Annotated in this window: 13 protein-coding genes; 10 read left to right on the forward strand and 3 right to left on the reverse strand. The window is 43.6% G+C overall.

All coding sequences use genetic code 11. The features are described 5' to 3' along the window. Positions 1-21: 21 nt before the first annotated feature. Genes AACV12_RS11930 through AACV12_RS11970 form a run of 9 tightly spaced genes read left to right on the forward strand, consistent with a single transcriptional unit; the run spans position 22 to position 8,836 of the window. Positions 22-1,194, forward strand: a complete 1,173-nt coding sequence (locus AACV12_RS11930) for a methyl-accepting chemotaxis protein (RefSeq protein ID WP_013856758.1) — start codon at positions 22-24, stop codon at positions 1,192-1,194. A 17-nt stretch (positions 1,195-1,211) separates the two neighbouring features. Beyond that, on the forward strand, positions 1,212-1,595 hold the full coding sequence (locus tag AACV12_RS11935; protein WP_013856759.1) for a response regulator: 384 nt from the start codon (positions 1,212-1,214) through the stop codon (positions 1,593-1,595). 9 nt (positions 1,596-1,604) lie between these two features. Continuing rightward, positions 1,605-1,916 carry an STAS domain-containing protein gene (locus AACV12_RS11940; protein WP_013856760.1) on the forward strand — a complete coding sequence of 104 codons (312 nt, stop codon included), beginning with the start codon at positions 1,605-1,607 and terminating at the stop codon, positions 1,914-1,916. Positions 1,917-1,933: 17 nt separating this feature from the next. After that, on the forward strand, positions 1,934-4,129 hold the full coding sequence (locus tag AACV12_RS11945) for a chemotaxis protein CheA (RefSeq protein WP_094134084.1): 2,196 nt from the start codon (positions 1,934-1,936) through the stop codon (positions 4,127-4,129). A gap of 35 nt (positions 4,130-4,164) precedes the next feature. After that, positions 4,165-5,784 carry a methyl-accepting chemotaxis protein gene (locus AACV12_RS11950; RefSeq protein WP_094126904.1) on the forward strand — a complete coding sequence of 540 codons (1,620 nt, stop codon included), beginning with the start codon at positions 4,165-4,167 and terminating at the stop codon, positions 5,782-5,784. 15 nt (positions 5,785-5,799) lie between these two features. Then, positions 5,800-6,348 (forward strand): chemotaxis protein CheW, encoded by a 549-nt coding sequence (locus AACV12_RS11955; RefSeq protein ID WP_228209078.1) that lies wholly within the window; start codon positions 5,800-5,802, stop codon positions 6,346-6,348. Next, entirely contained in the window at positions 6,332-7,210 is an 879-nt protein-coding gene (locus AACV12_RS11960; protein WP_170900381.1) for a CheR family methyltransferase, read from the forward strand. Before AACV12_RS11955 ends, AACV12_RS11960 begins: the two co-directional genes overlap by 17 nt. Continuing rightward, the gene (locus AACV12_RS11965; RefSeq protein ID WP_013856765.1) at positions 7,210-7,728 is read left to right on the forward strand and encodes a chemotaxis protein CheD; all 519 of its coding nucleotides are present in this window, start codon (positions 7,210-7,212) and stop codon (positions 7,726-7,728) included. The genes AACV12_RS11960 and AACV12_RS11965 overlap by 1 nt, the downstream gene beginning before the upstream one ends. A 34-nt stretch (positions 7,729-7,762) precedes the next feature. Beyond that, a complete protein-coding gene (locus tag AACV12_RS11970; protein WP_013856766.1) occupies positions 7,763-8,836 on the forward strand; it encodes a protein-glutamate methylesterase/protein-glutamine glutaminase in 1,074 nt (357 codons plus the stop codon). Positions 8,837-8,901: 65 nt separating this feature from the next. Here AACV12_RS11970 and AACV12_RS11975 read toward each other — a convergent pair whose 3' ends face one another. The 3 genes from AACV12_RS11975 to AACV12_RS11985 form a co-directional block, all read right to left on the reverse strand. Further along, entirely contained in the window at positions 8,902-9,201 is a 300-nt protein-coding gene (locus AACV12_RS11975; RefSeq protein ID WP_017043621.1) for a hypothetical protein, read from the reverse strand. A 246-nt stretch (positions 9,202-9,447) separates the two neighbouring features. Then, on the reverse strand, positions 9,448-10,848 hold the full coding sequence (asnS, locus tag AACV12_RS11980; protein WP_026028293.1) for an asparagine--tRNA ligase: 1,401 nt from the start codon (positions 10,846-10,848) through the stop codon (positions 9,448-9,450). A gap of 154 nt (positions 10,849-11,002) precedes the next feature. After that, complete coding sequence (locus AACV12_RS11985; RefSeq protein WP_017048608.1) at positions 11,003-12,634, reverse strand: methyl-accepting chemotaxis protein; 1,632 nt, start codon at positions 12,632-12,634, stop codon at positions 11,003-11,005. A 305-nt stretch (positions 12,635-12,939) separates the two neighbouring features. Here AACV12_RS11985 and queD point away from each other — a divergent pair, with 305 nt between their 5' ends. After that, positions 12,940-13,299: a 6-carboxytetrahydropterin synthase QueD gene (gene queD / locus AACV12_RS11990; RefSeq protein WP_010320709.1), complete on the forward strand. Its 360-nt coding sequence runs from the start codon at positions 12,940-12,942 to the stop codon at positions 13,297-13,299. Positions 13,300-13,329 lie beyond the last annotated feature (30 nt).

The following is a 13,329-nucleotide window of genomic DNA, read 5'->3' on the forward strand; positions in this document are numbered from 1 at the left end:
ATGGCTAAAGGATAATAAATCATGCTCCTCATTAGGCTGGTACGTGTTTACGTGCCCTTAGTGCTATTGTCGATAGTTGCTCTTATGCCACAGCCAACACATTTTGGTGTTTGGGCTCTATTATTTGTTACTTTTGCTAGTGTTAGCTATGCAATTTGGAATTACGAATCCTTCATTTCCCAAGTCAAAGCTCAAAAAAAGACGATTGAACACCTTTCTCAAACACAAGAGATCCAACTGGATGGATATCATTCTTTAGAGCCTCTCTTTGCTCAATCTCTGCCAGTGTGGTCTCGTCATATTGATTTAGCCAATGTGCAACTTACCGATTCTGTTACTCAACTGAGCCAGCAATTTGGTGATCTTGTCACGCAGCTTTCACAAGCACTCTCCTTCTCGCAAGGTTCAACCTTAAAAGATGAGCGCAATTTAATGAGCGAAATTGAGCGTTGTCGAGCCATGCTTTCTAAAGCGGTTGATGAGCTTAGAGAAAGCCAAAAGACAAGAGAGCATATGCTTGATGAAATGCGCAGCCTTGATCAATACACAGTCGATTTAAAAAAAATGGCAACCGATGTGGTGGGCATTGCTGAAAAAACCAACTTATTAGCACTTAATGCTGCCATTGAGTCAGCCAGAGCAGGAGAGGCAGGTCGAGGTTTTGCAGTGGTGGCCGATGAAGTGCGTAACCTTTCACAGCGTTCAAGGGAGATCGCTAGCAGCATGACGGAGAAAGTGAACGTTGTCAGTGATGCGATTAATACTACATTTAAGACGGCTGAAATGGCTATTGCGGCTGAGAGTGAACAAATGGAACAAACCGAGCAGCGTATCGATTATGTCATTAACCACTTCCAAGATATGGCACAAACCTTACAGCAACAGTCTGAGCGGTTAAAAGAAGATGCATTTTCGGTGAAGGAAACAATCAGTAGTGTGATTGTGAAATTGCAATTTCAAGACCGAGTAAGCCAAATATTAGAGCAAATCAGCACCAATCTCAAAGAACTCAGTGACTCATTAGAGCTGCTCAAACAAGACAGCAATCATGCGATCGCGGGCGAATTATCCCCGCAAAAATGGCTGGAAAAAATGACCAAGAACTACACCATGATAGAACAACATGAAAGCCACAAAGGCAAGGTTACTGAGGTGAAAAGCAAGGTGACTAGCACGGACATTACTTTCTTTTGAGAACCGTAAATGAATAAATGAGGAACTCTGTGATGAACAAAACGGTACTTGTTGTAGATGATTCGGCTTCAATTCGGCAGGTTGTGAGTATGACCTTAAAAGGAGCAGGCTATCAGACGATCGAAGCTCATGATGGTAAAGATGCATTATCCAAATTGGCCGGGAATCGTGTTCATTTGGTCATCAGCGACGTAAATATGCCGAATATGGATGGCATTACCTTACTTAAAGAGCTGAAGCAAAGGCCAGACACAAAATTTACGCCGGTGATTATGCTCACAACTGAATCTGAGGCATCGAAGAAAGAACAGGGTCGTGCTGCGGGTGCGAAAGCTTGGGTTGTAAAACCCTTTGCACCTGAACAGATGCTTGCCGCCGTAGCAAAACTGATCCAAGCCTAAGGGGGGATTATGCTGACTCCACACCAAACCGATGAGCAATTAATGTTAAAACTTGACGGTGAACTGACGATTTATGAGGCTCGAAATTTGTTTGAGCAGCTGACCCCTTTTGTGTCTCATAGCGAGAAGATCGCCATTGAACTTTCCCAAGTCACTGCTCTGGACAGCAGTTGCGTACAAGTATTAATGGCATTTAAAAAAGCAAGAATAGAACAGGGATGTGAACTGATTCATCACAGTGAAGTCGTGGTGGATGTGCTGGGTAAACTGGGGCTAGTGGGATGGTTTCATGACCCTATCGTTCTTTCGAGTTCACAATAAGACAAAGTGACAAGCTAATGACGAAGCCCCAGGGAGATACTATGGACGAAATGATGGCTGCGGCGCTCCAAACTTATTTTAATGAGAGTAGGGAGTTGCTTGAAGGGATGGAATCTGACCTTCTTGAACTGGATAGCGGGAATCTTGATGGCTTAAATGAGCGATTAAACGCAATTTTCCGAGCAGCGCATACTGTAAAAGGCTCAGCAGGGATATTTAACTTAAATGAGATCGTTCGTTTTACTCATAAAGTAGAAAGCTTGCTTGATTTATTGCGCTCAGAACAACTTAAGTTGCATGAAAAGCATATTTCCTTGTTGCTTGAGTGCCGCGATCACATGGTGAGCTTGATTGATGATGCTCAAACGGGGCAAGAGTCATCAGAAGATGACGTTACCGGACAGCGCTTAGGAGCCCGATTGTCTGAGTTTTTAGGTCAATCTGAACCAGAAAGTCATTCACCAACCACGGAATCTGAACCTGATCACACCGCACTCGACAATTTCTGCTGGCATATCTCTTTAACTTTCCCGCTTCATGCATTCCAAGATGGTATGGATCCGCTCTCTTTTCTTTCTTATTTAACTACGCTGGGAGAGGTTATTTATATCGAGGCGGTCGACCGAAAATTACCTGATTGGCACAACTTTGATCCGGAATGTTGTTATTTGGGTTTTGAACTGCGTTTCTATTCGCCGGCATCTAAACAACAAATCGAAGACGTGTTTGAATTCATTCGTGAAGAAGGTGACGTTCGCATCTTTCCACCCAGTGCCAAAGTGGGTGACTTCATTGATCACATTCAATCAATGCCCGATGAAAATTATAGAATTGGCGAAATATTAGTTCGTTGTGGCGCGCTCACTGAGACTGAATTGAAGCGTGCATTGCAGCAACAAAGTGAGCGGCGAGAAGCGAGTTCGGACGCGATACCCATAGGCGAAATTATCACTCAGGCTGATGCTCAATTAGCACCCGTACTCAATGCGGCGGTCGATAAACAAAGTAAAGCTCGAGAGGCGCTAACCAAAGAGCAAAAAAGCTTGCGAGTGGATGCTGAAAAGTTAGATACCTTAATTAATTTAGTCGGGGAATTGGTCACCGCAGGTGCCGGCAGTGCATTACAGGCGGAGCTAATTGGCGAAAATGTAATGATTGAATCTGTTGCACGGCTCAATGGCCTTCTCGAAGAAGTCAGAGACGCGGCACTGCAGCTTAGAATGGTGGCTATCGGTGCGACATTTGCCCGTTTTCAACGCGTTGTTCGTGATATGGCGAAGGAGCTAAACAAAAGTATCCATCTTACGATTACCGGTGCGGATACCGAATTAGATAAATCAGTGATTGAAAAAATTGGCGATCCTTTAATGCATTTAGTGCGCAATGCGATTGACCACGGCATTGAAACAGAGGAAGAGCGTGTCGCAAATGGTAAACCTTCTCACGGCACCATCACGCTCAATGCTTACCATGACTCAGGCAATATAGTGATCGATGTGAGCGATGACGGAAAAGGGCTCAACAGCGAAAAATTGCGCGCAAAAGCGATTGAAAAAGGGCTACTTGATGAAAACCAACTCGTGAGCGATGACGAGATTTTTCAGCTCATTTTTGAGCCCGGCTTTTCAACGGCCCAGCAGGTTTCCAATATTTCAGGACGCGGTGTCGGTATGGACGTAGTGAAGCGAAATATTACTGATTTGCGAGGTCGAGTAGAGATTCACAGCCTACTTAATCGAGGAACAACTATCCGCATTGTATTGCCGCTCACACTCGCGATCATTGATGGTTTCCTAATTGAAGTGAGTAGCGAAACCTTCGTTGTGCCATTGGATGCCGTTCAAGAATGCGTCGAACTTGATGACCAGTGGCTCAAAGATGGCCAAGGCAAACCTTATATTAATCTCAGGGGACAAGTGCTGCCTTTAATTGATTTAAGAGTGCAATTTAACCTCACTGCGCGTCGCTCAAAACGCCAAAATGTGGTGGTGGTCAGTAGTGCGGGGCAAAGTGCTGGTTTGATCGTGGATAATTTGTTGGGGGAATTACAAACCGTAATTAAGCCACTTGGGCCGATTTTTTCACGGGTTAAAGGAATCAGCGGTTCGACTATTTTGGGCAGCGGGGATATTGCTCTTATCTTAGATATCGCCAGTTTATCGCAACATATTATGAAGGAAGAGTCGAAGCATCGCTTATTGGCAATGCACTAACTTGGCTCAATTACATCGTCAGAAAGGAATAGGCTATGTTTAAAAATATTTCAGTTAAATTCAAACTAAGTATGCTAGTTGGCATCTTAAGTTTGTTACTCATTGTAGTCGGATCACTCGGGCTTTATGGCATGCAAAAAACACTGCATGGGCTAGAAACGGTCTACTATGACCGAACCGTACCAGCACTGTCTATCGGTGACATTAAATCTCGTCTTCTGAGCAATCGTATAGCGCTGGCTTTCTCACAACTGTACCCAGAAGCGGATATTATTCGTGCTCAGATTGAGACGGTTGAGAACCACCTCAAAGTGATTGATGACAAATGGGGCAAATACAAGTTAACTAAATTAACCAAGGAGGAGGCTGAATTAGCAACACAATTTGAAGAACAAAATAAAGTCTTTGTTGAGCAAGCTCTACAGCCCACCATTGATGCTTTGCGACGTTTAGACATTGATGAAGCGACTCGCCTTGCGGTTGATAAAGTGCGCCCACTCTATGCACCCGTTGAAAAAACAGTAAATGCATTAATTCAGCTGCAATCTAATGAAGCACAGAATGTTTATAACCATGAGGTTGAGCTTTATGACAACCTACAAATAATAGCCATTGGATCAATTATATTGGGGCTACTGTTTGGTATTGGATTTGCGGTTACCTTGATCCGCGGGATCTGTAATCCTTTAGAGCAAGCAGTGTCGCTGGCTAACCGACTCGCTGTGGGTGATTTAACAGGTAAAATTGAAGCGACGTCAGGCGATGAATTGGGTCGCTTGCTTGAAGCCATGCAAAAAATGGTGGCCAAGTTGTCAGACATCGTAGGTGAAGTGAATAGCTCAAGTAATGCATTGGCTTCGGCATCCGAAGAAGTTTCAGCTACCGCTCAGAACTTAAGTCAAGGTGCGAGCGAACAAGCGGCCAGTGTTGAACAGACTACCTCGTCGGTAGAGCAGATGTCAGCCTCAATCGCGCAAAACACTGAAAATGCGAAAGTGACCGATAGCATGGCAGGTAAAGCGGCTAAAGAAGCGAAAGAAGGTGGAGAAGCGGTAGCTAAAACCGTGTTAGCGATGAAATCGATAGCTGAGAAAATTGGTATTATTGATGATATCGCTTATCAAACTAACTTACTTGCGCTCAACGCCGCAATCGAAGCTGCTAGAGCTGGCGAGCATGGTAAAGGTTTTGCAGTGGTAGCGGCCGAAGTCCGAAAATTGGCAGAGCGCAGTCAGGTTGCTTCTCAAGAAATTGGTGAGGTCGCTAAAAATAGCGTTGGTTTAGCGGAACAAGCCGGAAAACTGCTGGATGAAATGGTGCCTTCTATTCAAAGAACATCCGATTTAGTGCAAGAGATCAACGCAGCTTCAATGGAACAAGCAACCGGAGCAACACAAATTAACCAAGCGATGGAACAGCTCAACAGTATCACGCAACAAAGTGCTTCCGCATCAGAAGAGCTTGCGTCGACCTCTGAAGAGATGAGTAGCCAAGCACAGCAGCTCCAGCAACTAATGACCTTCTTCAAAACAGAAAATAATCGCCGTGAAGCAGCAAATAAATCTTCAGTTCACCACGAGCAGCAACGCCCTAAACAGAAGAAAGATGTTGAGTTTGTCTCTATGGACGATGAACCTGAGTATGTGCGCTTTTAGTGGCTGGAGGTGAATGTGGCTAATCTTATCCCGGTTGAGGCTAACTCGATGATATTGGCTAAGTCCAATACAGAATTAGCACAAGATCAACAGTACTTAACATTTCAGCTCAATGGTGAAATGTACGCCTTTGCGATTTTGCATGTTAAGGAAATATTAGAGTATGGCAAAGTAACTCAGGTGCCAATGATGCCTGACTACATTCAAGGCATTATTAACTTGCGTGGTGAAGTGGTACCTGTCGTCAACCTAGCTCGGCGTTTTTATCTTAAACCGCAAGAAGTGAATAAAAAGACTTGTGTTGTCATTATCGAAGTGACGAATGAAGAACAGCGTCAAGACCTAGGTGTTATGGTTGACAGTGTTTCTGAAGTCATTGAAATATCAAGTAAGTTTATGAGACCTGCCCCTAATTTTGGTACCAAGATCCGGACCGAATTTATTTGTGGTATGGCTCAATTCGATGAAGAGTTTGTCATTATTTTAGCGGAGGATAAAGTCCTATCTGTTGAAGAGCTGGCCATGATGGAACAGGTCAAAGAGCAGAATGAACTTGCAAGTTAAGCACAAATCTCAGCAACTTGGGAATTCAGCCATGGAGCAAATGTCCATCATCAGTGATGCGGACTTTGAGTTGTATCGTGGCTGGATATATCAATCTGCAGGTATTGCACTAACACCCAGTAAGAAAGCGTTGGTGGTTGGGCGTTTAAGCGGGCGCTTAAGAGAGCTCGGTATAAGTTCATATCGGAAGTATTTTGAGTATTTGACGAAATTTAGCGATCAGCAAGTACGCAAACTTGAACAGCAACGAGCCATCAATTTGCTGACCACCAATGAAACGTACTTTTTCAGAGAAGAGGCCCATTTTGCTTATATCCAGCACCATCTCTTCACTGTATGGGGTAAAAAACAGATCCGTTGCTGGAGCGCAGCAAGCTCGACAGGTGAAGAGGCTTATTCTCTGGCAATGTTATTAGACAGCCGTTACCAAGGAGAATGGCAAATAGTTGGTACCGATATCAATAGTCAAGTGTTGCAAATTGCATCACAAGGTATTTATCCGATGCTACGCCATGAACATATACCGAAAGCCTATCTCAAAACGTATTGCCGAAAAGGCATTGATACCAAGCATGACACATTGAAAATCGTTAATTCATTAAGGAAAAAAGTAAAATTCGGATTAGCGAACTTACAAAATCAGTTGGATGAACTTGGTCACTTTGATCTTATTTTTTTACGTAATGTTATGATTTATTTTGATCAAAATACCAAACAAAGAGTCATCAGTAACGTTACGAACCGATTAAAAAGTGGCGGTATTTTATTAATAGGCCACTCTGAAACATTAAACGGACTCAACTGCGATGACTTGCAATTACTGCAGCCGTCTATCTATCAAAAACGAGGGATTCGTGATTAATGGCGAACGAATTTTTACCTAAAACAGAGGCTCTGAACTTGATGCCTGGCGAGATATTCTTTGGTCATCACAGAGGTTGGATTCATACGCTGCTGGGTTCGTGCGTTGCCATTACGTTATGGCATCCAAAAACGCAGTTAGTGGGTATGTGCCATTATCTGTTGAGCCAGCGATCCGCCCTAGGTGAAGAGGCCAAACAACCTGAAGGCTATTATGCTAGCGATGTTGTGGCGTACTTTTCCCTTCAGTGTCGACGACATCAAATCAATCCTAAGGAATGTGTTGTTAAAGTATTTGGAGGTAGCACTATGTTTGCAGGTCACTACAGCAAAGTCGCTTCGATAAATGTTGCACAACAAAATGTGCGACTGGGTATGCAGTTACTGAAAGAGCACGGTTTTCAAGTAAGCCGCAATGATGTGGGTGGAAAGCGTTATCGTAAAGTATTTTTTGATGTCCAAAATGGTGATGTTTGGGTTCAATATGGGCGATCTTCTGCAAGAGAGGTAGCTTATTAATCAGCCATTGAGTGTCGACTTATAGAGGCATTACATGAAAAAAATAAAAGTATTAATCGTGGATGACTCCGCGGTTGTTCGGCAAGTGATCAGCGCTTTGTTGAGTAATGAACCTGATATTGAAGTGCTGACTCCCGCTTCTGATCCCATATTCGCTCAAAAAAAAATGGCTGTTCAATGGCCAGATGTGATTATTTTAGATGTAGAAATGCCTCGTATGGATGGTATTACGTTTCTTAAGCAACTGATGGCGGAGCATCCGACGCCTGTCATCATTTGTTCTACACTGACGGAACGTGGTGCGGAAGTGACTATGCAAGCATTGCAAGCGGGTGCGTTGACGATTATCACTAAACCCAAAGCAGGGTTGAAAGATTTTCTACAAGAAAGTCGGCAGGAAATGTTAAGTGCGGTGCGCGCCGCCGCACAAGCAAAGCTAGAAAATATTGTTAAACCCAAACCTCATGTACTCAAGAAAGTACAGCAAACAATGCCGAATCCGAATCACTCGACATTAACATTGAAGACCACACAAAAAGTGGTCGTGATCGGCACATCTACAGGTGGGACACAAGCTTTAGAAGCGATCTTAACAGCATTGCCAGCAGTCTCTCCGGGGATTGTTATCGTGCAACATATGCCCGAAAAATTTACCGCGATGTTTGCTGACCGGCTCAATGGGCTTTGTCAAATAGAGGTCAGGGAAGCAAAGAATGGCGACCGAGTTCTTCCGGGGTTGGCATTGATCGCTCCGGGTGGCCGTCACATGCAACTGAATCGAAGTGGTGCACATTATCAAGTCGAAATCAAAGATGGCCCCGCAGTTAACAGGCATAAACCATCAGTCGATGTACTTTTTCGCTCAGCGGCAAAGCATGTAGGCCCTAACGCTGTCGGTTTTATTTTGACGGGAATGGGAGATGATGGCGCACGAGGTTTGCATGAGTTGAAAGAGAGCGGTGCCTATACAGTTGCACAAGATGAAGCAAGCTGTATCGTTTTTGGTATGCCCAAAGAGGCAATCGAACGTGGTGGTGCTTGTTCGGTGCTACCACTCAATCAAATAGCGCAGGAAATATTGCAACGAGCTTCATCGAGGCACTTATAGATCAGATCTTCATTTATTTTTAGTTGAAACCGACTTGTTGAGACGCTCCCAACAAGTCGTAGTAGTTACTTTTTTAAGCCAATTTGAGATTCGATGGCTTCGGTTTCTATTTCAGGGTGTTCGGCGAGCTTTTCTGAAGCCCATTGATTGATATGCTTCAAAATAGCCGACACGGCATGTTTTTTTGTTGCTTGCTCATTTTCTGCCACATCTAACGCTTGTTTAGGCTTTAAGCCAGTAGCATCTTCTGCGATATGAAGCCAATCAGGATGCCAGTAGTAAGGTTGACCAGAAGGGGTCATCCAGCCATGAACACCGTTTGTTTCACCATTGTACTGCAAATTATCTACATCATTTTTTTTCATATAAGTTCTCGCCATGGGTCGATCTGAATACGTGGTTAATGTAACTCGGTTGCATAGCACAATAGAGTGAACATGATCATGTAATTGAACTAAATGTAACAAAGGAAGATGAAATTGAGGTGATTTTGATCTCATGTTTATTTGAAATTCACTCTATTGTTATTGAGAGTGAGCACTGATTGTTGGGGAAATAAAAAAACCACCGAGTTTAACGTCGGTGGTTTTTACAAAAATCGTGTTTGATTTTTAGAAGTTTGCAGAGCGTGGTGTACGTGGGAAAGGAATCACATCACGCACGTTGCCCATACCAGTCACGTAGGATACTAAGCGCTCAAAGCCAAGGCCGAAACCCGCGTGCGGTACAGTACCGTAACGACGTAAGTCGCGATACCAACTCATGTGTTCAGGATCTATGCCCATTTCAATCATACGCGCATCAAGAACATCTAAACGTTCTTCACGTTGAGAGCCACCGATGATTTCACCAATACCTGGGGCAAGAACATCCATTGCAGCGACAGTTTTACCATCGTCGTTTAGACGCATGTAAAATGCTTTAATGTCTTTAGGGTAGTTCTTGACGATCACAGGCGCTTTGAAGTGCTCTTCAGCAAGGAAGCGCTCGTGTTCAGAAGAAAGATCAATGCCCCATTCAACATCAAATTCAAACTTACGACCTGAATCGATTAGGATCTTCACAGCATCGGTATAGTCTACTTGCGCAAAATCTGAATTAACGAACTGCTCAAGACGAGTAATTGCCTCTTTGTCGATACGCGAAGCAAAAAACTCAAGGTCATCACGACGTTCTTCAAGAACGGCTTTGAAGACGTACTTCAGCATATCTTCAGCCAGTTTCGCGACATCGTTTAGATCAGCAAACGCGACTTCTGGCTCTACCATCCAAAATTCTGCAAGGTGGCGGCTCGTGTTTGAATTTTCAGCACGGAACGTTGGGCCAAAAGTGTACACTTTGCTTAATGCACAAGCATACGCTTCGGCATTTAACTGTCCTGAAACTGTAAGAAATGTCTCTTTGCCGAAGAAGTCTTCATTGAAATCGACATTGCCTTGCTCAGTACGAGGAAGGTTAGCGAAATCCAGCGTTGAAACACGGAACATCTCACCCGCACCTTCTGCATCAGAAGCGGTAATCAGCGGCGCTGACATCCAGAAATAACCTTGCTCGTGGTAAAAGCGGTGGATGGCTTGAGAAAGGGAGTTGCGTACACGAGCCACTGCGCCAATCACGTTGGTGCGTGGGCGAAGATGCGCCACTTCACGAAGATATTCAATTGAATGGCGAGTTTTTGCCATTGGGTAGGTTTCAGCATCTTCAACCCAGCCAACAACCTTCACCTCAGTTGCTGCAAGTTCAAATGCTTGACCAGAAGCAGGGGACTCAACAATCTTACCTGTTACTTCGACAGAGCAGCCAGTAGTGAGCTTTAGCACTTCGTCATTGTAATTATTCAGATTATTAGGGACCACGGCCTGAATCGGGTCGAAACAAGAGCCGTCATAAATGGCAAGAAAAGAGATTCCAGCTTTGGAATCACGACGAGAACGAATCCAGCCTCGGACAGTCACTTCACTGTCAACGGCCAGCTTACCGCTCAATACGTCTGTTACAGGCGCGTAAGTCATGTTTGATATAGTCTCCATTGAGGTAAAAATTCAACCCAATGTTCAAAGGTATTCTCACTATATAAAGTGGACAAAAAACAAGCGAAACATTGGGTTGCTTATTACTTTTTAATTCAATGGCACATATTACCTGTCAATTCGTTCGCATCAACCTTTATTGTCGATTCGTGGCCGAATTCTTAGCAGAAAGCGTAAATTGATTCATCAATGTTTCTAAGCGCTGCGATAGCTGTTTTAAATTGACGCTGATTTCTCGGGTTTGCGTTGCCGATTGAGACGTATCATCAGCATGTCGAGTAATGACTTCGATCTTCCCTTGAATTTCTTGGCTGACTTGTGTGGTCGTTCGTGTTTGATCTTGAATATTGTTTGCATGATCAAGCACCTGCTGCATCTCTTGTACGGCATTACTCATTGCGGAAGATAAAACTTCGACTTCATTTGAACGTTGATGCGCATGTGAGCAAACCAAATCAACTGAGGCGAGCGATGTTTCACTGTCACGTTGGAATTGAGCGATGATTTTCTCAATGTTTCCAGTCGCTTCTGCTGTTCGTGAGGCGAGTTTTCGCACTTCATCGGCCACGACCGCAAAGCCTCTTCCTTGTTCACCCGCTCGTGCTGCTTCAATCGCCGCGTTTAAAGCCAGCAAATTAGTTTGTTCGGCGATACTTTTAATCGTTTCAAGAATGGAGGAAACCAGCCCTGTCTGATTATTAAGTTCAGAAATTTTATCTTTCACGGACTCGATATCGCTTACCAAACCTTTGATATCTGCGCTAGCTGTATGTGCTTGCTGTGCACTTTGTTGAGCGACATTAGCGGTATGTTTGATAAGCTTTGATGCATCAACGGTAGCTTGATTAACCGTCTGTTGTTGAGATTGCATCTCTTCAATATTGAGCTGAACGTCAGAGGTTTCACGCTGCTGATTTTTTGCCGCTTGGTTGGTTGTTTGTGCTACGTCGGTTAACTGGTTTGCTGAATCGGCAAGCGAATGAGAGGTCTCTTGCACTTTTGCCAAACTGTCCGAAACCGTGTCCATTAAAGAGTTGATGGAGACCGCGAGTTGTCCGAGTTCATCTTTTTTGGTGCTGATAAGCCGTTTTGATAAATCTTTGCTCTTACTGATTTCACACATGAATCGTGACGTATGCTGGATAGGGCGAACAATCATCTTGCGGATCAAAAAAAGCGTGATCATAAATCCGATAAAGGCAATGGAAGCCATAATAATAACGGCAATGACAGTGTGAGTACTGATCATTTGGTTTACATGGCTCAGGTTATATTCAAGACGAATAGCTCCTAAAACGGTTCCTTCTTCCGCCATATGACAAGATACGCAGTTTGTGCCTCGGTAATCTAGGCTTGATTTCATCGGTAAGGCGACGACTAATCCTTTCCCCCAGGAAGCATTGAATGGTTCAATGACGGTTTCCCCGGCCAGTGCGCGTTTATCTATCTCGTCCATTGGCTGTTGATTTTCTTTTCCAGGACCATAAAGTTTACTGACCGCCTCTGAACGTAATACTCGCACCTGTTCAATACCATCTTGCGCGAGTGCCTTTTGGCGTAAGGTCTCTTTCTGAGCCATGGTACCAGTCAACATCATCATATTGAGGCTATCAAAGTAGTTACTCGCTTTATCGTGTAACTGCTCGCTCAACACCGAATTGAGCAGGTCACGTTGTTGTATATATTGATAGCTCGTTGACACCGTTAATACAAAAGCAAAAACGGTGATTAGCGTAAGTAGCAATTTAGACGTAATTGTTGAGTTCATGATAATTTTATTATTATTGAGAGGGTGACAGTGTAAATATAGCGTTAATATGCACTAGTGCAAAAGTTGTAGTCTTTGGAGTGTGACCCTATACATACTATAGGTTTAACAAATGTGATGTGGCACGTCATGATTCCCTATTAATGCTTAAAATATCACTCAAAGGCGTGGGATTTTCCGTTGTATCACAGTGATAAATTGTACGGTTTCATCTGTCTTGCAATGTAAACAAAGCTGCCTAGAAACTTGTTTCGTGAGTCTATATTCCTTAGTATTGCCTCTCTTTTAAAAGCTTGAGAACCAAGATGAAAACAGAATTATACAAAGAGTTTATGTTTGAAGCCGCGCATCGTTTACCTCATGTACCTGCAGGGCATAAGTGCGGCCGTTTACATGGGCACTCTTTTTTAGTTCGTCTGTATGTAGAAGGTGAGGTCGATCCTCATACTGGTTGGGTGATTGATTTTTCTGAAATTAAAGCGATATTTAAACCTATTTATGATCGTTTAGATCACTATTACTTGAATGACATTGAAGGGTTAGAGAACCCAACCAGTGAAGTGCTTGCGAAATGGATTTGGCAACAATTAAAGCCAAGCTTACCACTGCTCAGCAAAGTTGAAATAAAAGAAACCTGCACGGCGGGTTGTATTTATAAAGGCTAATACCAGCAGACAATTCCCAACAACAAGCAA

This window comes from Vibrio sp. 2-2(8) (genome assembly GCF_963888495.1).
Classification (GTDB): domain Bacteria; phylum Pseudomonadota; class Gammaproteobacteria; order Enterobacterales; family Vibrionaceae; genus Vibrio; species Vibrio anguillarum.